The following is a 20,611-nucleotide window of genomic DNA, read 5'->3' on the forward strand; positions in this document are numbered from 1 at the left end:
CCGCACACGCATCGGCACATGTGTCTGGGTGCCTCAGAAGGGGTTGACGCATGGGATGTGTGGAGGACTAACCCGTATATTTAGAGGTTTATTATGCCGCAAGTAAGCATGCGCGATATGCTGCAGGCTGGTGTTCACTTTGGTCACCAGACTCGTTACTGGAACCCGAAGATGGGTCAATACATCTTTGGTGCCCGCAACAAAATTCATATCATCAACCTGGAGCACACTGTACCGGCTTTCAATGAAGCCCTGCAGGTGATCAAGGGGATGGCTGCTCAAAAGAAAAAGATTATGTTTGTTGGCACCAAGCGTGCTGCACAGAAGTCTATCAAAGAGCAGGCTGAGCGCTGTGGCCAGCCATATGTCAGCAACCGCTGGCTGGGTGGTATGCTCACCAACTATAAAACCATTCGCGCTTCCATCAAGCGTTTCCGCGACCTGGAAGTTCAGTCCCAGGACGGTACTTTCGAGAAGCTGACCAAGAAAGAAGCCCTGATGCGTACTCGCACCATGGATAAGCTCGAGCGCTCCATCGGTGGTATCAAGGATATGGGCGGCCTGCCCGATGCGATCTTCGTAATCGATGTTGAGCACGAGCGCATTGCTATCCAGGAAGCCAACAAGCTGGGCATCCCCGTAATTGGTGTTGTTGATACCAATAGCGACCCGATTGGTGTTGACTACGTAATTCCCGGTAACGACGACGCTATTCGCGCGATCAAGCTGTACACCACTGTTGTAGCCGATGCGGTTCTCGCCGGTGCAGCTGAAGCTGGCAGCGCAGTGAATAAAGACGAGTACGTCGAAGCTAGCGATGACGAAGCTGCTGCAGAGTAATTTGCAGGGCGAAGTGGTGTAACCCAATAGCGTTACATTGCGAACTCAAAAAGGGGCCCAAATTACGGCCCCTTTTTTCTAATTTTTAGTGACAGAACCCCGAGGAAAGAATCATGGCGATTACCGCGTCTATGGTAAAAGAACTGCGTGAGCGCACCGGCCTGCCAATGATGGAGTGTAAGAAAGCACTCACCGCAGCGGATGGCGATATCGAGAAAGCAATCGAAGATCTGCGCAAAGCCTCTGGCCTGAAGGCTGCAAAGAAAGCTGGCCGCACCGCTGCCGACGGCGTTGTTGCCGCTAAAGTTGCTGAAGATGGCAGCTTCGGTGTGTTGATCGAGGTGAACTCTGAAACTGATTTCGTTGCCCGTGACGATAACTTCCAGGCTTTTGTTGCCAAGGTTGTTGATAAGGCATTTACTGAGCGCCAACAGGATGTCGCTGCCCTGATGGAAGGTGAGCTGGAAACTGCTCGCGAAGCACTGGTTCAAAAGATCGGCGAGAACATTGGTGTGCGCCGGATCGAGCTGGTTGAAGCCCCGGTCGTGGGTGCCTATGTACACTCCAACAATCGTATTGCGGCTCTGGTCGCTCTGAGCGCTGGTGAGGTTGAGCTGGCAAAAGACGTCGCCATGCACGTAACCGCAGTTAACCCTCAGGTAAACAAGCCGGAAGATATGCCTGCCGACGTTCTGGAAAAAGAGAAGGATATCATCAAGGCCCAGCCAGATATGGAAGGCAAGCCGGCTGAAATCGTAGAGAAGATGATGGGTGGTCGTATCAAGAAGTTCCTGAAAGAGAACAGCTTGGTAGAGCAGCCGTTCGTTAAGAATCCAGACGTGAGCATTGGCAAGCTGGTTAAAGATGCCGGTGCTGATGTAACTTCTTTCATTCGCTTCGAAGTGGGTGAAGGTATCGAAAAAGAAGAAGTTGATTTTGCAGCGGAAGTTGCCGCTCAGGTTAAATCCTCTTCCTGATCGAATAATGTGGGTGCCTCGGTACCCGCTCACGGTGGGGTGCTTCCGCTGGAGGTCTTATGCCTACAGCGGGGCACCCCTCTGTGTAATTGACTGAAAGTGTTGTAATGTTCGGCGGCAATACTTGGCCACTAAACAGGTACATTTGAGAGGACCGACGAATGCCCGGTATTAAAGACCGCAAATATAAAAGAATTCTGTTAAAGCTCAGTGGCGAAGAGCTGATGGGCGACCAGGGCTTTGGTATCAGCCCCAAGGTGCTGGATAAGATGGCCCTGGAAATTGGCCAGCTCGTCGGTATTGGTGTTCAGGTTGGTTTGGTTGTGGGCGGGGGTAACCTGTTTCGCGGAGCGGCGCTGAGTGCTGCGGGCCTTGATCGGGTAACCGGCGATCATATGGGAATGTTGGCCACGGTGATGAATGCCCTGGCCCTGCGCGATGCCCTGGAGAGATCCGATATCTCTTCGCGAGTTATGTCCTCAATCCAGATGAGCGGCATTGTGGATCACTATGACCGCCGCGCAGCAATTCGCTATCTGGAGCGTGGCGAGGTGCTGATTTTTGCTGCGGGAACTGGCAATCCGTTTTTTACCACGGACTCTGCAGCCTGTTTGCGCGGGATTGAAATTGAGGCTGAGCTGGTATTGAAAGCCACAAAGGTGGATGGTGTTTACTCGGCTGATCCGGTCCTGGACCCGAGTGCAACTCGCTATGATCAGCTCACCTATGACGAGGTTCTGGATAAGAAGCTAGGCGTAATGGATTTAACTGCAATCTGCCTCTGCCGGGAGCACAACATGCCTGTGCGGGTGTTCCGCATGGATAAGACCGGGGCGCTGCTCAATATTGTTGTGGGCGGTGAGGAAGGCACGCTAATCGAAGAGGAAGTGAAATCGTGATTGAAGATATCAAAAAAGACGCTAAGACTCGTATGGGCAAGGCGCTCGACGCACTGGCCAATAATTTCAATAAAATTCGCACCGGCCGCGCGCACCCGAGTATTCTCGACGGTATTCATGTTTCCTACTACGGCTCCGATACTCCACTGTCTCAGGTTGCCAACGTCACTGTTGAGGATGCGCGTACCTTATCGGTAACTCCCTGGGAGAAGAATCTGGTTCCGGATATCGAGAAGGCAATCATGAAGTCCGATCTGGGTCTGAACCCCAGTACTGCCGGAGCGGTTATTCGTATTCCGATGCCGATGCTGACCGAAGAGACTCGAAAGAACTTTATTCGTCAGGCTCGCGGCGAGGCTGAGACTGCGCGTGTATCTATCCGCAATATCCGTCGTGATTCTTTGGCGGAAGTGAAGTCCCTGGTAAAGGACAAAGAAATCTCTGAGGACGACGAACGTCGTGCTGGCGATGATATTCAGAAGATTACAGATCAGTTTGTTGCGGATGTTGATAAATCACTCGCAGTCAAAGAAAAAGACCTGATGGAAATTTAATGAGCATCGGTGGTACCGAGCTGACTAGCCCCAGGCATATTGCCATTATCATGGATGGCAATGGTCGCTGGGCCGCCCGCAGGGGGCTGGCTCCCTCAGCGGGCCACAAAGCCGGAGTCGAGCGTATTCGCGATCTCCTTTCTGCGTGTAGGAGCCGCGGGGTTGAAGTTCTGACATTGTTCGCCTTTTCCAGTGAGAACTGGCAGCGCCCGCCCAAAGAGGTGGAGCTCTTAATGAGCCTGTTTCACTCATATTTGCGCAAAGAGGCCCGTCGTATGTGCGATGAAGGTATTCGTTTGCGGGTGATTGGGCGTCGCGATCGTTTCTCCCCCCGATTACAGCGTGCAATAGCTGAAGCGGAGGAGATTACTCGAGAGGGTAGTCAGGGTAACTTGGTTATTGCTGCTGACTATGGCGGGCGTTGGGATATTACTCAGGCAGCACGCCAATTAGCGGAACAAGTGTTAAAAGGTGAACGCTCGCTCGATGCTATCGACGAAGAGGCAGTCGGTAGCAATATACAACTCGCCGATTTGCCTGCGGTGGATCTGCTGATAAGATCCAGTGGAGAGCAACGTATCAGCAATTTTATTTTATGGCAGGCCGCCTACAGCGAACTCTATTTTACAGATACACTGTGGCCTGACTTTGGTGAGGCCGCTCTGGATGCGGCAATTGCGGCATTTCAACAGCGCGATCGTCGTTTCGGCGGCCGGGCTGGCGAAGGGGACACGGCTGCGCAGGCCTGATTGATATTGGGCCGGAGGCGCGGCTATTTTTTTGCCTGTGTGAAATTTAGGAATACTACACCGGGGTATTCCGGGTCGCGAGAAGAGTGCGATCTGAAATGCGGGTCCAGATGAAAGGGGTTTTCGGTGCTAAAACAAAGAATAATTACTGCGCTGGTATTGCTGGTACTGTTTGCAGGGGTGCTATTTTTTCTGCCGATACAGTGGTATACGCTGGTTTTTGTCGCTGTAGTATTGCTGGGCGGCTGGGAGTGGGCCAATCTTTCTAATCTGAATCGCGCTCTGCGTTTCGTTTTTCTCGCATTACTGGGTGGTACTCTTGTTCTAACCGCACAGTATGTATTTTCTATGGAGTTTGCTTCACCGGATATAGATCGAGCCCGTCAGATATTGGCGGTGGCCTGCGGCTGGTGGGCTCTTGCTTTCCTTTGGGTCCAGAGCTACCCCGCCAGCGCTATGCTCTGGGGCAATCGCTGGGTGCGCGGTATGGTGGGACTGTTGGTTCTTGTGCCCAGCTGGCTCTCTCTTGTGATTCTCCGAGGACTTGATCACGGTGCCTGGTTGGTGCTCTATGTAGTCGCTATTGTTGTGGCGGCAGATGTGGGCGCTTATTTCGTAGGACGCAAGTACGGTAGACGCAAACTGGCGCGCGAAGTCAGCCCAGGCAAATCTTGGGAGGGCTTTTTTGGTGGTCTTGGGGCATGCCTGATCCTTGCACTTGGGACCTCATTCTTATTTGCACTGCCTTTAAAGAACACTCTTCTCTTTACCTTTGGTGTCCTTGTCACTGCTCTTGCTTCTGTAATAGGCGATCTCCTGGAAAGCATGTTCAAGCGACATCGGGGTATCAAGGACAGCAGCCATATACTACCAGGGCACGGGGGGATTATGGACAGGCTCGACAGCCTTTCCGCTGCTCTGCCGGTATTTACTATGGCCGCTCTCGCCAGTGAGTTACCCAAGTATCTGTAATGGGCTCATTTGCCCTTTTGAACTCTTTTCCGGTGTTATGTCATTTTGTTCGCACTGCCTCAGGTTGGCGAGGTGCGAGTGGAGTGATGGCGCCAACAGTTTCCCAGGTTTAGCGAGCGCTCATGCAAGGTAATTCCCCGCAGGCGGTAACCGTACTAGGCTCCACAGGCTCAATCGGAGTTAGTACGCTGGATGTACTTGCCCGCCATCCGCAGCAGTACTCAATATTTGCCTTGACCGCCAATGAGAGAGTGGCGGAGCTAGCTCAGCAGTGCCGCAGATTTAATCCCCGCTATGCCGTGGTTAACGGTGCTGAAAAGGCTGAAGACTTACGGGCGCTGCTAGCAGAGGGAGTGGATACTGAAGTGCTATCAGGTGCTGAGGGCCTATGTCGGGTAGCCTCAGAGGATGAGACTGATGTGGTGATGGCGGCAATCGTCGGTGCTGCCGGCTTACGCCCGACACTTGCGGCGGTTGAGGCTGGGAAAAAAGTGCTGCTCGCCAATAAAGAGGCGCTGGTTATGGCTGGCCCTGTATTCCTGCGAGCCCTGCATGCCAGCGGCGCCCAGTTGTTACCTGTGGACAGTGAGCACAACGCAATTTTCCAGTGTTTACCATCTCCGTGTGAGAGCTTGGAAGAGGCGGGTGTGGAGAAAATTTTACTTACAGGTTCCGGGGGGCCTTTCCGTACACGCGATACCGGCGATTTATATAAGGTGACACCAGACGAAGCTTGTGCACACCCAAATTGGTCCATGGGGCGGAAGATTTCGGTGGATTCCGCCACCATGATGAACAAAGGGTTGGAATTTATTGAGGCCTGCTACCTATTCAATGCACGACCGGAGCAAATTGAGGTGGTGGTGCATCCGCAGAGTATTATTCACTCTATGGTCCAGTATAGGGATGGATCACTGCTTGCTCAGATGGGGAACCCGGACATGCGTACGCCAATAGCCCATGCTCTAGCCTTTCCTAAGCGGATTGATGCCGGGGTGCCTGCTCTCGACTTAATTACTCAGGGGCGGTTGGATTTTGAAGCCCCTGACTATCAACGCTTTCCTTGCCTGCGCCTGGCCCAGGAGGCTATTGACATGGGAGGAAGTGCGCCTACGGTGCTGAATGCAGCAAATGAAATCGCGGTTGAGGCGTTTTTACAGGGGCGCATTGCGTTTACTAGTATTGCAGCTGCTATAGAAAAAGTGATGAATAGCACTGCGGTAGTTGAACTGACGGGGCTGGACGCAGTCGAAACCATTGATCTCAATGCGCGGGAGCTGACTGAGCGAACCCTTGGGGCGCTCTAATAAGTCGGTAGGCGTATAATGCCGGGGTTTGCGCATGAAAAGAGACTGTAACTGAGTATGGATTTAATTCAGACGGCAATCTGGGCCTTGGTGGCTCTCGGTGTACTGGTATCCTTCCACGAGTTTGGACACTTTCTTGTAGCACGTCTCTGTGGAGTCAAGGTGCTGCGTTTTTCCGTGGGCTTTGGCCGCCGCCTCATTTCCCGTTATGACCGCCACGGTACAGAATTTACTATTTCGGCTATTCCTCTTGGCGGTTACGTCAAGATGCTTGATGAGCGGGAGGGCAAAGTTGCCAGTCATGAACTGGATCATGCTTTCAATCGCAAGAGTGTCTGGGCGCGAATGGCAATTGCTGCTGCAGGGCCGGCCGCAAACTTCCTATTGGCAATAGTACTCTTTTGGGTAGTGTTTATGGGGGGCAGTGCCGGCCCAGTACCCATCATTAGCGCGGTAAAACCCGGAAGTATCGCCGAGGTAGCAGGGCTGGAGTCCGGTCAGGAAATTATTGCCGTCGATGGTCAGAGCACACCAACCTGGCAGGCTCTGAATTGGCGCTTAGCGAATCGCCTAGGCGACAGTGGAAGCATCGAGTTTTCCGTGCGCTATCCAGATTCCAATCTTGAGTACCAAATGGTCGCGGATATCAACCGCTGGCTGTCAGGCAAAGAGGTAGCTGACCCGTTGTCTGAGGTGGGTTTGGAGCTCTGGACGCCGCCTGTGAGTATGAAACTTCACAGTGTTTCCGAGGGGAGCCCTGCCAGTGCCGCGGGGATTCGCCCCGGAGATGAGATAGTGGGAACTGATGGGCGGGCCTTTTCCGGTTGGAAAGAGTGGAGTGAATATGTTCGTGCCCGCGCCGGTGTGCCTCTCCAGGTAGAGGTTGATCGCCAGGGGCAGCGCTTGGCGCTTTCGGTAACTCCAGCAGAAGTGGCACTGGATAGCGGTGAGCGAATCGGCCGTATAGGGGTTAGCCCTATAACTGAGCGCTGGCCGGAGGAGCGGGTGCGGGTTTTTCACTACGGAGTTCTGGGGGCTTTTTCAAAGGGTTTACAGGAGACCTGGGATAAAACTGTATTCACCCTGAATAGCTTGAAAAAGTTGATATTTGGTCAACTTTCAACCAAAAACTTGAGTGGTCCAATCACCATTGCTAAAGTGGCGGGTACTTCTGCAGAAGCTGGATGGCAGTCATTCTTGTCACTTTTGGCTCTGCTCAGTATCAGTCTCGGTGTACTCAATCTGCTACCTATTCCGGTACTCGATGGTGGTCACCTTCTTTACTACGGTATTGAGGCGATCAAGGGCTCTCCTGTTTCTGAGAGGGTTCAGATGATCGGGCTGCAGGTAGGTATGGCTCTCGTGCTCTGCATTATGGGGCTTGCGCTATACAACGATATTTTGCGCTTGTAATTTGAGAAAAAATTCTGACTCACCGATTGGGTGTGAAAAATTGTGCTTGGGATAGGGAGCTCTCTTGTAATGCTGAAACTCCTGAATTGCAGTTAGTAAGGTCTGGAATAGTAGATGAATTACTTCCTGAAAGCGGTCTCCCTCGGCCTGATGCTGGCAGTGAGTGCTATGGCACAGTCGTTCGTGGTCAGCGATATCCGTGTGGAGGGATTACAACGCGTTTCTGCAGGCACAGTTTTCTCGGAACTTCCGGTGCGCGTCGGCGATGAACTCGAAGCAATGGAAGTCCAGGGCTTAACGCGTGCGCTATTTCGTACCGGTTATTTTGAGGATATTCAGATAAGTCGTGAGAACGATATCCTCGTTATTATTGTTCGGGAGAGGCCTGCTATCTCCAGTATCGAGATAAATGGGAATAAGGCGATTGCCACAGAAGACCTGCTGAAAGGTATGAAGGAAAATGGTCTGGCTGAAGGGCACATCTTTAAGCGGGCAACTCTCGAAGGCTTGACTAAGGAGCTTGAGCGTCAGTATGTGGCCCAGGGCCGTTATGGTGCCAATGTGGAGGCGGAGGTGAAGGAATTACCGCGCAACCAAGTGAAACTTCGCGTAACCGTTGATGAAGGTTCTGTTGCAGCAATTAAGCATATCAACATCGTCGGGAATCGGGTTTTTTCAGATGAAGAGCTTAAAGGGATCTTTGAGTTGCGGACTACCGGTTGGCTATCCTGGTTGCGCAGAGATGACAAATATTCTCGTGAAAAGCTGACTGGCGACCTGGAGCGCCTACAGTCTTATTACTTGGATCGCGGGTATTTGGGATTTCAGATTGATTCTACACAAGTATCCCTGAGCCCGGACAAGAAGAGCGTGTTTATTACAGTCAATATGACTGAAGGCGATATTTATACAGTTGGTGAAGTGGAACTCGCCGGCGACCCGGTAGTACCTGAGGAGGAAATCAGGCGTCTGCTGCTAGTGCGTGAAGGAGAGACTTTTTCCCAGGTGAAAATGACTACAACTTCTGACTTTATTGCACAGCGATTGGGTAACAAAGGTTACGCTTTTGCGGATGTAAATGGTATTCCAGAGGCGGATAAAGAAGATAAGACGGTAAAAGTTACTTTCTTTATCAATCCGGGTAAGCGCGTTTACGTACGGCGTATTAGTTTTCGCGGAAATACTCGTACAGCGGATGAAGTTTTACGTCGAGAGTTGCGCCAGATGGAATCTGCTTTAGCTTCTTCCGCCCGTATTGAACAATCCAAAGCGCGTCTCGAACGCCTTGGTTACCTCAAGGTTGTAGAAGTTAAGACCGTTGAGGTACCTAGAACCTCAGACTAGATTGATATCGAATGGACGTTAGAGGAAAACCCTCAGCTGTTGGGGGAAACGGGGCACTAATCGGTGCCATAACTTCTGGATTGCGAATAAAAAGACCTGGAATTAGTAGATGAAAGATTTCCTGAAAGCGGCCTCCCTCGGCCTAGTGCTGCCACTGAGTGCTTTAGCACAGTCGTTCGTGGTCAACGATATCCGCGTGGAAGGATTACAACGTGTCTCTGCCGGCACAGTTTTCTCTGCACTGCCAGTTAGGGTGGGAGATGAAATCGAGTCTGTTGAGATTCAGAGTGCAACCAGGGCACTGTTTCGTACAGGGTATTTCGAGGATATCCAGATAGGTCGCGAGAATGGCGTCTTGGTAGTGACTGTCCGGGAGCGTCCGGCCATTTCAAAAATAGAGATTACTGGCAACAAGGCAATTTCAACTGAAGATCTGTTGAAGGGCATGCATGACAACGGTTTGTCGGAAGGGCAGATCTTTAAGCGCGCTACCCTCGAAGGGCTTGCCCAGGAGCTTGAACGCCAGTATGTGGCTCAGGGCCGCTATGGTGCCAGTGTCAAAACAGAAGTGAAGGAGCTGCCACGCAATCAGGTTGAGCTCCGAGTGATCGTTGATGAGGGATCTGTCGCGGCGATTAAGCACATCAATGTTGTAGGAAACAAGGCTTTCTCCGACGAGGAGCTTGCAGAGATTTTTGAGCTGCAAACAACCGGTTGGCTGTCCTGGTTGCGCAGTGACGATAAGTATTCCCGAGAGAAACTGACAGGTGACTTAGAGCGCCTGGAGTCTTACTATCTGGATCGCGGCTATTTAGATTTTCAGATCGATTCCACCCAAGTTTCTCTGAGCCCTGACAAGCAGAGCGTTTTCATTACTGTCAATGTAATTGAAGGTGATGTTTACACGGTTAGTGATGTAGAGCTTGCGGGTGATCCGGTAGTAGGGGAAGAGGAAATCAAGCGCCTACTTCTGGTGCGGGAAGGGCAAACATTCTCTCAGGTGAGAATGACAACAACTTCAGATTACATTACCAAGCGGCTTGGCAACGAAGGCTACACCTTCGCTGAGGTGAATGGCATTCCCGAGCCAAACAAAGAAGAAAAGACGGTAAAAATCACCTTCTTTATTAACCCAGGCAAGCGCGCTTATGTACGCCGTATTAGCTTCCGTGGGAATACGCGTACCGCTGACGAGGTATTGCGTCGTGAATTGCGACAAATGGAATCGGCTTCGGCTTCTTCTGCCCGTATCGAGCAATCCAAAGTGCGCCTTGAGCGCCTTGGTTATTTCAAAGGGGTAGAGGTTGAAACTACAGAGGTTCCGGGTACCTCGGATCAGATTGATGTTGAGTATACTGTTGAGGAGCAGCCCTCTGGCTCTATTGGAGGCACCCTAGGCTGGGCCCAGAGCAGTGGCCTCGTTCTCGGGGCAAATATCCAAGAAAATAACTGGCTGGGCACGGGTAAGTCGGTAGGAATCGGGTTGAATGTATCTACCTATCAGACAGCACTTAATTTTTCTTATGCAGACCCTTACTTTACGCCGGATGGTGTTAGCCGTGGGTTTAATGTCTTCTTCCGTGAGAATGATTACTCAGAGGTAAACCTCTCAGACTACAACACCACAACTTACGGTGGCGGGGTAAGCTTTGGTTATCCTGTTTCAGAAATTTCCCGAGTGGGGTTGAATGTTGGTTTTAGCCACTTGGAGCTTTCTGCCTCAAGTAGCTCGGTTCAGGAAATAAGCTCTACTCCCCAGCCGGTTGCTGGAGTTAACGGAGTAATTACCGAACAAGAGGCAGATGAGGTAGTCGCTGCATTAAACTCTGATCAGACCCTTGATCTTGCGATGCCACTTACTGATGGTTTGTTTGGTGCGGATGGTTTTATCGATCGTTATGGAGATGCATTTAATAACCTTACTTTGACTGCTTCCTATGCCCGCTCAACTTTGAACAGGGGCATATTGGCTACTAGGGGAGCCTCACAAAATTTCTCAGCAGAGTTTACGGTTCCAGGTAGTGACTTGGAGTACTATAAATTTGTTTATACCGGCCAATATTTCCGTCCTCTCACTAAGAGCTTAACGCTACGACTGCGTACGCGCTTGGGGTATGGGGATGGGTATGGCGACCTGGATAAGCTTCCTTTCTTTGAGAATTTTTATGCGGGTGGCTTTGGCTCAGTACGTGGGTTTGAACGTAATACTTTGGGTCCGCGCTCTACACCCGCTGCAACTTATCAACCTTATACTTACGAAGTATCGGAAGGGAATTTTGTCTCCGGTTTTGCTCCTTGTGCAACTGAAAATGGAGAGGTTACCCAGTCATGCTATTTGATAAATGATGATGGTACCTTGGATACCACTCCAATAGATGATGCCGATCCATTCGGAGGTAATATTTTGATTGAAGGTAGTGCTGAAGTAATCTTCCCGTTACCTTTTATCAAGGATCAGCGCTCCTTGCAGTCTGCCTTCTTTATTGATGCGGGTAATGTTTTCGATACCAATTGTGATGAAACCCAGATCAACTGTTACGATGTGGATTTTGGCAAGATGAATGTTTCTGCAGGTGTGGGCTTGACTTGGGTGACAGGCTTTGGTCCCCTGACGTTTAGTTTGGCTAAGGCCCTGAAGAAAAACGAGGATGATGATGTGGAAGTGTTCCAGTTTACTCTGGGTAATAGCTTCTGATTTCATTAGGGAAAATTAAATTAGGCGCGTTAAAAGCGCATATAAAATAAAATCAATTGGAGAGACCAAAGTGCTTAAGAATGTAAAAGTTATTGCAATCCTGCTGGCCGGTATCACCTTGTCTGGAGCTGCCTTGGCGCAGACCAAGGTAGCTGTATTTAACCTGCAGGCTGCGATCATGAGCACCGACGTAGCCAAGACAAAGGTCAATTCTTTGAAGACCAGCTCTGAATATTCCAAACTGCAAAGTAGTGCAGAATCTATTCGTTCCGAACTGCAGAAAATGGCTGAAGATGCACAGAAAAACAGTGTCACCTGGTCCGATGAGCAGAAGACCGAGTATCAGCGTAAAATGAATTTCAAGCGCTCTGATTTTGAGACTACGGTCAAAAAGTTGCGTGCGATGGAGGCTCAGGTCGGTCAGGAAATCCAGGGCTCCCTTGGCCCTAAAGCCAAAACTGCACTGGAAGCAATTATTAAAGAGCAGAAACTGGACTTGGTTCTTGATGCCTCTACCGCCTACTTCGCAAACCCTGAAGTTGATCTAACTCAGGATGTTGTAAAGCGCATGAACGCAGCCAAGTAAGTATTATCCCTGTATGAGACACAATTTGTCCTTGGCCCAGCTCGCACTAGAGCTGGGCGCTGAGTTGCGTATGGCACCAGATGTCAGTCAAGACCAGGAAATTAGCAGCCTTAACACCCTGCAGGATGCCGTGTCTGACCAACTGACCTTCCTGGCAAATCCCAGTTATCGTCGCTTCCTTAAAACCACTAGCGCTGGCGCGGTATTGGTTACAACTGAATTTGTCGATGAGTGCCCGGTTTCCACCCTGTGCGTGGATAACCCCTATTTGGCTTTCGCACGTGCAAGTGCCTTATTTAATACGGCACCAGAAGCTGAAGCCGGTGTGCATCCAGCAGCGGTAATTCACCCAAAAGCTACGGTTGATCCCTCGGCCAGTGTGGGTGCTGGCGCTGTTGTGGAAGCTCATGCGTCAGTAGGTCCCCGCGTTACTGTGGGAGCCAACTGCTTTGTGGGGGAGGGAAGTATTCTTGAGGAGGGGAGCTGCCTCTACGCTGGTGCTATCGTGCATCACGGCTGCAGGGTTGGGCGGGATTGTATTATCCATAGCCAAGTAGTGATCGGCGCTGATGGTTTTGGCTTTGCACCCCATAAGGGAGAGTGGATCAAGATCTATCAGCTCGGTGGAGTCGATATTGGTGATGAAGTTGAAATTGGAGCCAATACTTGTATTGACCGGGGAGCTTTGGGCGATACGGTAGTGGGTCGCGGAGTCAAGATCGACAATTTGGTTCAAATCGCGCACAATGTGCGAATTGGTGACTACTCAGCCATAGCCGCCTGTACCGGTATAGCAGGCAGTGCAATCATCGGAAAGCATTGCGCTCTGGGTGGCAGTTCGCGTATTGCGGGGCACGTAACGGTAGCTGATGGCTGCCAGGTTACGGCCAATACTTTTGTGACCAAATCCATTGATAGCCCGGGCATTTACTCCGGTGGTTTGCCATTCTCTGATAGCCAATCCTGGCGTCGCAACGCTGTGCGTTTTGGGCAGCTGGATAAAATGGCCCGCAAAGTGAAGGACTTGGAAAAGAAGTTGGATGAATTGTCCCGTCGAAGCGGCAAGAATGAGTAGTCCAGCCGGTAAGAATTGATCAAATATTGTTTTTGTTGTTTTCGGGGCGTTTAACGCCCCGAAGTGGTTTCTGGGGGCGTTTAGAATGATGGATGTATGTGAAATTCGCGAGTATCTGCCGCATCGTTATCCATTTTTGTTGGTAGACCGGATCGTGGAGTTGGAGGAAGGGAAATATATTAAAGGCTATAAAAATATTTCTGTGAACGAAGAGGTCTTTAATGGTCACTTTCCACAGATGCCAATCTTTCCCGGTGTTATGATCGTCGAGGCCATGGCTCAGGTATCTGGGATACTAGGGTTTAAGACTTTTGGTAAAAAGCCTGAAGATGGTTATTTATATCTGTTTGGCGGTGTCGATAAAGCGCGCTTTAAGCGTCAGGTAATACCCGGTGATAGACTGGATCTAGAGTCTGAGGCTGTTTCTGTACGCCGAAATATCTGGAAGTTTGCCTGTAAAGCCAGTGTGGATGGTGAGCTGGCAGCTTCAGCGGAATTGCTGTGCGCTGTAAAGAAGGTATAGAACCCAGAACCCCTGCGCATTGATTGATCGGCTAGATGCTTAGCTTTCTTCAAAGTCCCAGTTTCGCTATTTATTTGATGCTGTAGTGCCTAGATTTCACTACCTGAGGAGTAGATTCCAGAATGCAGACAAATATCCACCCCACAGCTATTGTCGATCCGACAGCTGTTATTGGTTCCGGGGTGAGTATCGGAGCCTATTCCATTATTGGAGCTGGCGTCGAGGTTGGTGATGCCTGTGATATCGCATCACATGTTGTTTTAAGTGGGCCCACTAAGTTGGGGAAAAATAACCGGATCTACCAATTTGCTTCTGTAGGTCAGGACACACCCGATAAGAAATACCGTGGTGAGGAAACCACCCTCGTTATCGGCGATAGCAATGTTATTCGGGAAGGTGTCACTATCCACCGTGGAACAGTGCAGGATCGTGGAGAAACTACGATCGGAAATGATAACCTGATTATGGCTTACGCTCACATTGGGCACGATAGCGTCGTGGGTAACCACACTATATTGGTTAACAATGTGGGTCTTGCCGGTCATGTGATTGTTAAGGACTGGGCTATTCTCAGTGGTTACAGTTTAGTCCACCAGAACTGCACCGTTGGCGAGCATGCTTTTTTAGGAATGGGTGCTGCTATTGGTAAAGATGTCCCTGCCTATGTCATGGTCGCTGGGAATCCTGCAGAAGCCAAAACCATTAATGCTGAGGGGCTGAGGCGCCGGGGCTTCTCTCGTGATGATATTTCATTGATCAATAAGGCTTACAAAACGGTCTATAGGCGTGGTCTTACTTTGCAGGAGGCACTGCAGGCTCTAGCTGAGTTGCGCGAGCAGTCTCCCGTGATTCAGCCATGGATAGATTCTTTGCAATCCTCTTCTCGCGGTATCGTTCGCTAACCTCGGTTATTTGGGGAGCCTTAATCTTTTGGGCTCTCCAAGTTAGTCTTTGCGTAGTTTGCGCGATTTATACATATAAAGGGTTGCTCCCAAGTAGGAGGGGTTTTTAGGCGTGTCACAAAATAATAAACCGGTGCGTATTGGTATTGTTGTTGGTGAGGCTTCGGGAGATATTCTTGGGGCAGGTCTGATGGCTGCATTGAAAAAACGCCTCCCTCAGGTTCAGTTTGAAGGCATTGCGGGTCCACGAATGTTGGCCCTTGGTGCGGAATCTCTTTTTCCCATGGAGCGCCTCTCGGTAATGGGATTGGTTGAGCCTTTAAAAAGGCTACCTGAGTTGTTAAAGATCCGCCGATCGTTACGTCAGCATTTTTTAGATAATCCGCCAGATCTTTTTATTGGTATTGACTCCCCCGATTTTAATCTATCTCTTGAGGAGTCTCTCAAAGTAGAGGGAGTGCGGACTATGCATTATGTCAGCCCATCGGTTTGGGCTTGGCGTCGTGGCAGAATTAAAAAGATTGCCCGAGCGGTAGACCATATGCTGACGCTATTACCATTTGAGGCAGACTTTTATCGGCAGAATCAGGTTCCCGTGACGTTTGTCGGGCACCCTTTAGCGGATGATATTCCCTTACAAGTGAGTAGTATTGCCGCGCGTAAAGAGCTGGGATTTAGTGAAAGCGATAGGGTAATAGCCTTGTTGCCGGGTAGCCGTGGTGGTGAGGTGCGCTTGCTGGGCCCTTTGTTTTTACAGACTGCCCGCTGGTGTCACCAGCGCAATGCCGACCTGAAGTTTGTGCTTCCAGCGGCGAATGAGCAGCGCCTGGCTGAGTTGCAAGAACAGCTGAAGGACTTTCCAGGTCTTCCGGTAACATTGTTAGAGGGAGACTCTCATAAAGCGCTGAGCGCTGCAGATTCTGTGCTAATCGCTTCGGGAACCGCGACATTGGAAACAATGCTGTTAAAGAAGCCCATGGTGGTTGCCTATAAATTGGGTCGAATCTCTTATGTAATTGTTTCTCGAATGCTACACACTCCTTGGGTTTCTCTGCCCAACCTATTAGCTCAGCGGGAGCTGGTTCCAGAAATACTGCAGAGTAATGCTACTGCAGAGAATCTTGGGGCGGCTTTAATGCGTTATTTTGAAGACCCATTACTCGGAGATCAGCTACACAGAGAGTTTGATGACCTCCATCAGCAGTTGCGCCGAAACGCCTCTGAGCGCGCTGCAGATGCTGTTTGTAGTCTGTTGGATTCGACTGGAAATCAATTATGAGCGCTAAAAAAGAGCTTCCTCCCTATGTGTGTACTTACCAGGGAGATTTACTTGCTGGTGTCGATGAAGTGGGGCGCGGTCCTCTGGCGGGAGATGTTGTTGCTGCGGCAGTAATTCTGGACCCTGCCAAGCCAATAGTGGGATTGGCAGACTCAAAAAAGTTAAGTGAAAAGAGGCGGGAGCAGCTTTTTGGGGAGATTAAAGAGCGTGCCCTGAGTTATTCCATAGCTCGCGCCACAGTGCAGGAAATTGATCAAATCAATATCCTGCAAGCTAGTTTGCTGGCTATGCACCGGGCGGTAGAACAATTGGCAGTGCAGCCGGAATTTGTTCTGGTGGATGGTAATAAGAAGCCAAGTTGGGGTTATCTCTGCGATACAGTGGTTCAGGGGGATAATCGAGTCGCGGCGATTGCAGCGGCCTCTATTCTTGCCAAAGTAACCCGAGATAGGGAGATGGTGGTGCTGGATATGGAGTACCCCGGGTATGGAATGGCCGGGCACAAAGGCTACCCTACCAAGGCCCATTTGCAGGCACTGCAAGAGTTGGGGCCGAGCCCTGTTCATCGGGTGAGCTTTGCCCCAGTAAAGCGGCTATTGGTGGACTTCGCCTAATACAATTGAGTGGTGACGACCTAAGGCCAGTCACCGGTCTATTTTTTTGATCCTGGCTTTAGTAATCATTTTTTCAGAAACCTCTTCAATTTCTACCAGGTAATTGAAAATATAGAGGCTGATATTGCCATCAGGGATGCTCTCCAAGTGTTCCATGGCCAGACCATTAAAGGTTTTAGGGCCATCGGTGGGTAAGTCCCATCCCAGCGTGCGGTTGATATCCCGAATAGAGGTGCCACCCTCTATCACATACCAGCCGTCGCCGGAAGCAATAATCTCCTCGTCATCACTAGGTACCTGGCTAGCGGTAAAGTCGCCAACTATTTCCTCTAGCAGGTCTTCCAGGGTGACAATACCCATCACTTCCCCGTATTCATCCACAACCAACCCCATACGACGCTTGGTTTTTTGAAAGTTCATTAACAGAGTGGGGAGTGGGGTGGCTTCCGGAACAAAATAAGGCTCATCGGTAAAGGACTTGAGGCGCTCGGCGGTCAGGTTATCGGGGCCATCGCGAAGGATCTGCGCGGCGCGGCGCAGGTGCAATATACCAACAACCTTGTTGATATCACCTCTGTAAACTGGCAAGCGAGTGAAGCTGCTTTCAGCCAGTTGTTGGAGAATCTCTTCGGCGCCGTTTTCAAGGTCAACCCCCATCACTTCATTGCGTGGGATCATAATGTCTTCAACTGTTGCTTGATCCAGGTCCAACACATTTAGCAGCATGCCTTTGTGCTTGCTGGGAATTAGTGCGCCGGACTCAAATACCACAGTCCTGAGTTCATCTGGAGCCAGGTGTTCGGCGTCACTATTGGCGGTTGTTTCTACGCCCAGCAAGCGCGCAAGCCCATTGGAAATACCACCCACCAGGAGAACAACAGGAGTAAGCAGCCACTGCAGTGGGCGCAAAATAAATGAGGCGGGAAAGGCAATTTTTTCCGGGTGCAGTGCCGCAATGGTCTTTGGGGTGACTTCCGCAAAGATCAACAGGGTGATAGTTAATACTATCGTTGTGAGTATCTCACCATACACTTGAGCAAAGACAGAGCCAACAATAACGGAGACAAGTACGTTAACGAGGTTATTGCCAATAAGAATTGAGCCGATCAGCTTATCGGGTCGAGCAAGAAGCTCCATAGCCCGCTTGGCTCCGCGGTGGCCGCTTTTTGCCTGGTGCCGCAGGCGATAGCGGTTGAGTGCCATCATGCTGGTTTCGGAGCTGGAAAAGAAAGCTGATATAACAATCAGCAGGGCCAGCAGGCTAAATAGCAGGCCCGGGGGCATCTCGTTCAAGGGAGAACTCTTTTTATTTGGGAGCGGAGATATTGGAACAGAATGCAGACCTCCGCAAGTTTTCCGGTCACTTTTAAGTTGTTTTATCCATTCACGTTACCCGCGCTGCAAAATCACTTCCATTACCAGTTTGCTGCCAAAATAGGCCAGCATCAGTGCAGCAAAGGCGCTCAGCGTCCAGCGGACTGCGGTGTTGCCCCGCCAGCCCCACTGCCAGTGCCCCCATAGGAGGATGCTGTAGAGTACCCAGGCGATGATGGAGAGTATGGTTTTGTGAAGTGGGCCCTGCTCAAAAAGATTTCCCACAAATATAAAACCTGTGATTAGTGAGGCGGTGAGTAACAGCTGCCCGAACGCGACCAAGCCAAATAACAGGGATTCCATGCTCTGAAGCGGCGGTAGCAGTCGGGTGGCGCCCACAGGCCTGTGGTTGTGCAGCTGCTGGTTAAGATAAAATAGGTAAATAGCCTGTAGGGTGGCCAAGGTCAGCAGGGAGTAGGCCGAAATTGAAAGCAATGCGTGTACGGCAATGCCTGCGGAGAGCTGCTGGTGTGGCTCAACAGAACCCCAGGTGTGCGATGCCGCGAACTCTGTAAGCGCACCCATGGGAGCAAAGATTAGGATTAGCAGGGTTAGTGGGCGACCTGCAGCCAAAATAAGCAGTAACAGATTTACCACCCAGGCGATCAGGGAGAGCATCGCCAGTAAGTCGAAGCGATATCCTGCGGGTGAGAACAGGGTGTGTCCCAGGGATATCGCATGTGTGATCAAAGCACCTGCGAGAAGGCCCAGCAGCAGTTTATTATTTGGCTGCCGCTCGCGGGCGAGGGCACCTGCTGCGACTGCAGTTGTAGCTATGTAGAGAGCGATTGCCGTCCAGTGGGCGAATGCCGCCATTGAATAGATCCGTATCTTTTATTGCAATAGAAGAGGAGTGTGTCACAGCCCGCTGGAACAGGGAAGATCTGGTGATATTTCTGCTGTGAGGGTACCTGGGCTATACTGCCGCGCCTCAAAGTGGGAGTTAGAAGAGGCTCCCTCAAATTTCGCGGCCCTCCGCACTGGGGTCCAATCCGCAATCGGAGACATCGAGACGAATTTATGTTCGATAACCTGAGTGACCGCTTATCGGCGGCCCTAAAGAAAGTCACCGGCAAGGCGCGCCTGACCGATGACAATATCCGCGACACCTTGCGTGAGGTACGCAAGGCTCTGCTAGAGGCGGATGTCGCCTTGCCAGTGGTTAAGGCTTTCGTGCAGCAGGTGCGCACGGCAGCTGTGGGGCAGAAGGTTAGCAAGGCTCTGAATCCGGGGCAGCAGTTCGTCAAGATTGTTCAGGATGAGCTGGTTAAGGTGATGGGGGCCGCTGCTGAGCCACTTAACCTTGCTGTCCAGCCCCCAGCAGTAATCCTGATGGCGGGTTTGCAGGGTGCCGGTAAGACCACCAGTGTTGCCAAACTGGCCAAGTACCTGCAGGAGCGGGAAAAGAAAAAGGTAATGGTGGTGAGTGCGGATGTGTACCGCCCTGCCGCAATCAAGCAATTGGAGACTCTGGCGGGTGAAGTGGGTGCATTGTTTCACCCGTCGGAGGCTGAGCAGAAGCCTTTGGATATCGCCAAAGGTGCTGTAGATGCTGCGCGCAAACAGTTTGCTGATGTGCTTATCGTCGATACCGCTGGTCGTCTGCATATTGATAGTCAGCTGATGGACGAGATTCGCGAACTACACAGTGAGCTAAACCCTGCAGAAACCCTGTTTGTGATTGATGCGATGATCGGTCAGGACGCGGTGAACACTGCTAGTGCCTTTAATGAAGCCCTGCCGCTGACTGGGGTTATCCTGACAAAAGCTGACGGTGATGCCCGCGGTGGTGCGGCGTTGTCTGTGCGTCATGTGACTGGTAAGCCGATCAAGTTTATCGGTGTCGGTGAAAAAACTGACGCTCTGGAGACCTTCCACCCAGATCGAATTGCCTCCCGTATTTTGGGAATGGGCGATATTCTGTCTCTGATCGAAGAGGCTGAGCAAAAAATCGATAAGGAGAAGGCAGAAAAGCTGGTTAAGAAAGTCCAGAAGGGTAAAGGTTTTGACCTTGAGGATCTTCGCGATCAGCTACAGCAAATGCAGAATATGGGTGGCTTTGGTTCATTGCTTGAAAAAATGCCGGGCATGGGAGGCGTTGCCCAGGCAGCCCAGCAGGCTGATATGGGCAAAGAGTTCAAGCGAATGGATGCGATTATTTCCTCTATGACCCCCGCTGAGCGCCGTAACCCTGAGCTGCTTAACGGTTCGCGTAAGCGCCGCATTGTGGCCGGTTCCGGCACCCAGTTACAGGATTTGAATCGTCTGCTCAAGCAGCACAAGCAGATGGGTAAAATGATGAAGAAGCTCAAAGGCGGCGGTATGGGCAAAATGATGCGCGGCCTTGGCGGCCTGCCTGGCATGGGTGGCGGTATGCCCGGAGGTGTTGGCGGCATGGGCGGCCTGCCTGGTGGTTTGCCTCCTGGTTTTAAGAAGAAATAGTGCCTTTTGGGCCGCTGTTGCGGCCCGATGAATCGCTATACAAATCCCCTGCGGTACATTAGAATA

The 20,611-nt window shown here is 51.0% G+C and carries 18 protein-coding genes and 1 pseudogene; 17 read left to right on the forward strand and 2 right to left on the reverse strand.

The annotated features are described in order from the left end of the window. The first annotated feature begins 93 nt into the window (after positions 1-93). The 16 genes and pseudogenes from rpsB (at position 94) to rnhB (ending at position 16,729) form a co-directional block, all read left to right on the forward strand. A complete protein-coding gene (gene rpsB, locus ACJJIP_RS05425; RefSeq protein WP_020413527.1) occupies positions 94-840 on the forward strand; it encodes a 30S ribosomal protein S2 in 747 nt (248 codons plus the stop codon). Positions 841-953: 113 nt separating this feature from the next. Further along, positions 954-1,817 carry a translation elongation factor Ts gene (gene tsf / locus ACJJIP_RS05430; protein ID WP_020413526.1) on the forward strand — a complete coding sequence of 288 codons (864 nt, stop codon included), beginning with the start codon at positions 954-956 and terminating at the stop codon, positions 1,815-1,817. A gap of 161 nt (positions 1,818-1,978) precedes the next feature. Further along, positions 1,979-2,716, forward strand: coding sequence for a UMP kinase (gene pyrH / locus ACJJIP_RS05435; RefSeq protein ID WP_020413525.1), 738 nt, complete (start codon positions 1,979-1,981; stop codon positions 2,714-2,716). Further along, positions 2,713-3,270 carry a ribosome recycling factor gene (frr, locus tag ACJJIP_RS05440; protein ID WP_020413524.1) on the forward strand — a complete coding sequence of 186 codons (558 nt, stop codon included), beginning with the start codon at positions 2,713-2,715 and terminating at the stop codon, positions 3,268-3,270. The genes pyrH and frr overlap by 4 nt, the downstream gene beginning before the upstream one ends. Then, positions 3,270-4,019, forward strand: coding sequence for a polyprenyl diphosphate synthase (uppS, locus tag ACJJIP_RS05445; RefSeq protein WP_020413523.1), 750 nt, complete (start codon positions 3,270-3,272; stop codon positions 4,017-4,019). Before frr ends, uppS begins: the two co-directional genes overlap by 1 nt. Before the next feature lie 126 nt (positions 4,020-4,145). Further along, the gene (locus ACJJIP_RS05450) at positions 4,146-4,991 is read left to right on the forward strand and encodes a phosphatidate cytidylyltransferase (protein WP_020413522.1); all 846 of its coding nucleotides are present in this window, start codon (positions 4,146-4,148) and stop codon (positions 4,989-4,991) included. Positions 4,992-5,113: 122 nt separating this feature from the next. Then, positions 5,114-6,298, forward strand: coding sequence for a 1-deoxy-D-xylulose-5-phosphate reductoisomerase (ispC, locus tag ACJJIP_RS05455; RefSeq protein ID WP_020413521.1), 1,185 nt, complete (start codon positions 5,114-5,116; stop codon positions 6,296-6,298). Between the two features lie 57 nt (positions 6,299-6,355). Then, a complete protein-coding gene (rseP, locus tag ACJJIP_RS05460; RefSeq protein ID WP_353376532.1) occupies positions 6,356-7,711 on the forward strand; it encodes an RIP metalloprotease RseP in 1,356 nt (451 codons plus the stop codon). Between the two features lie 114 nt (positions 7,712-7,825). Continuing rightward, positions 7,826-9,052 (forward strand): annotated as a pseudogene (gene bamA, locus ACJJIP_RS05465) (outer membrane protein assembly factor BamA); the annotation flags it as partial. A gap of 112 nt (positions 9,053-9,164) precedes the next feature. After that, entirely contained in the window at positions 9,165-11,750 is a 2,586-nt protein-coding gene (bamA, locus tag ACJJIP_RS05470; protein WP_282952842.1) for an outer membrane protein assembly factor BamA, read from the forward strand. A gap of 70 nt (positions 11,751-11,820) precedes the next feature. Next, complete coding sequence (locus tag ACJJIP_RS05475) at positions 11,821-12,336, forward strand: OmpH/Skp family outer membrane protein (RefSeq protein ID WP_020413517.1); 516 nt, start codon at positions 11,821-11,823, stop codon at positions 12,334-12,336. A gap of 13 nt (positions 12,337-12,349) precedes the next feature. Then, a complete protein-coding gene (lpxD, locus tag ACJJIP_RS05480; RefSeq protein ID WP_444946374.1) occupies positions 12,350-13,411 on the forward strand; it encodes a UDP-3-O-(3-hydroxymyristoyl)glucosamine N-acyltransferase in 1,062 nt (353 codons plus the stop codon). Positions 13,412-13,496: 85 nt separating this feature from the next. Further along, positions 13,497-13,934 (forward strand): 3-hydroxyacyl-ACP dehydratase FabZ, encoded by a 438-nt coding sequence (gene fabZ / locus ACJJIP_RS05485; protein WP_020413515.1) that lies wholly within the window; start codon positions 13,497-13,499, stop codon positions 13,932-13,934. Between the two features lie 122 nt (positions 13,935-14,056). Further along, positions 14,057-14,836 carry an acyl-ACP--UDP-N-acetylglucosamine O-acyltransferase gene (gene lpxA, locus ACJJIP_RS05490; protein ID WP_020413514.1) on the forward strand — a complete coding sequence of 260 codons (780 nt, stop codon included), beginning with the start codon at positions 14,057-14,059 and terminating at the stop codon, positions 14,834-14,836. Positions 14,837-14,948: 112 nt separating this feature from the next. Continuing rightward, positions 14,949-16,115: a lipid-A-disaccharide synthase gene (gene lpxB / locus ACJJIP_RS05495; RefSeq protein WP_282952845.1), complete on the forward strand. Its 1,167-nt coding sequence runs from the start codon at positions 14,949-14,951 to the stop codon at positions 16,113-16,115. Then, entirely contained in the window at positions 16,112-16,729 is a 618-nt protein-coding gene (gene rnhB / locus ACJJIP_RS05500) for a ribonuclease HII (protein ID WP_282952846.1), read from the forward strand. Before lpxB ends, rnhB begins: the two co-directional genes overlap by 4 nt. A gap of 30 nt (positions 16,730-16,759) precedes the next feature. On the opposite strand, the gene ACJJIP_RS05505 is transcribed toward rnhB, so the two are convergent. Further along, positions 16,760-18,022, reverse strand: a complete 1,263-nt coding sequence (locus ACJJIP_RS05505; protein WP_026305100.1) for an HlyC/CorC family transporter — start codon at positions 18,020-18,022, stop codon at positions 16,760-16,762. A 96-nt stretch (positions 18,023-18,118) separates the two neighbouring features. Further along, the gene (locus tag ACJJIP_RS05510) at positions 18,119-18,919 is read right to left on the reverse strand and encodes a cytochrome C assembly family protein (protein ID WP_020413510.1); all 801 of its coding nucleotides are present in this window, start codon (positions 18,917-18,919) and stop codon (positions 18,119-18,121) included. A 204-nt stretch (positions 18,920-19,123) separates the two neighbouring features. Between ACJJIP_RS05510 and ffh the strand changes: the two genes are divergently transcribed. Continuing rightward, complete coding sequence (ffh, locus tag ACJJIP_RS05515) at positions 19,124-20,545, forward strand: signal recognition particle protein (RefSeq protein ID WP_020413509.1); 1,422 nt, start codon at positions 19,124-19,126, stop codon at positions 20,543-20,545. Positions 20,546-20,611: the final 66 nt, after the last annotated feature.

The sequence above is a fragment of the Microbulbifer variabilis genome, assembly GCF_052467165.1.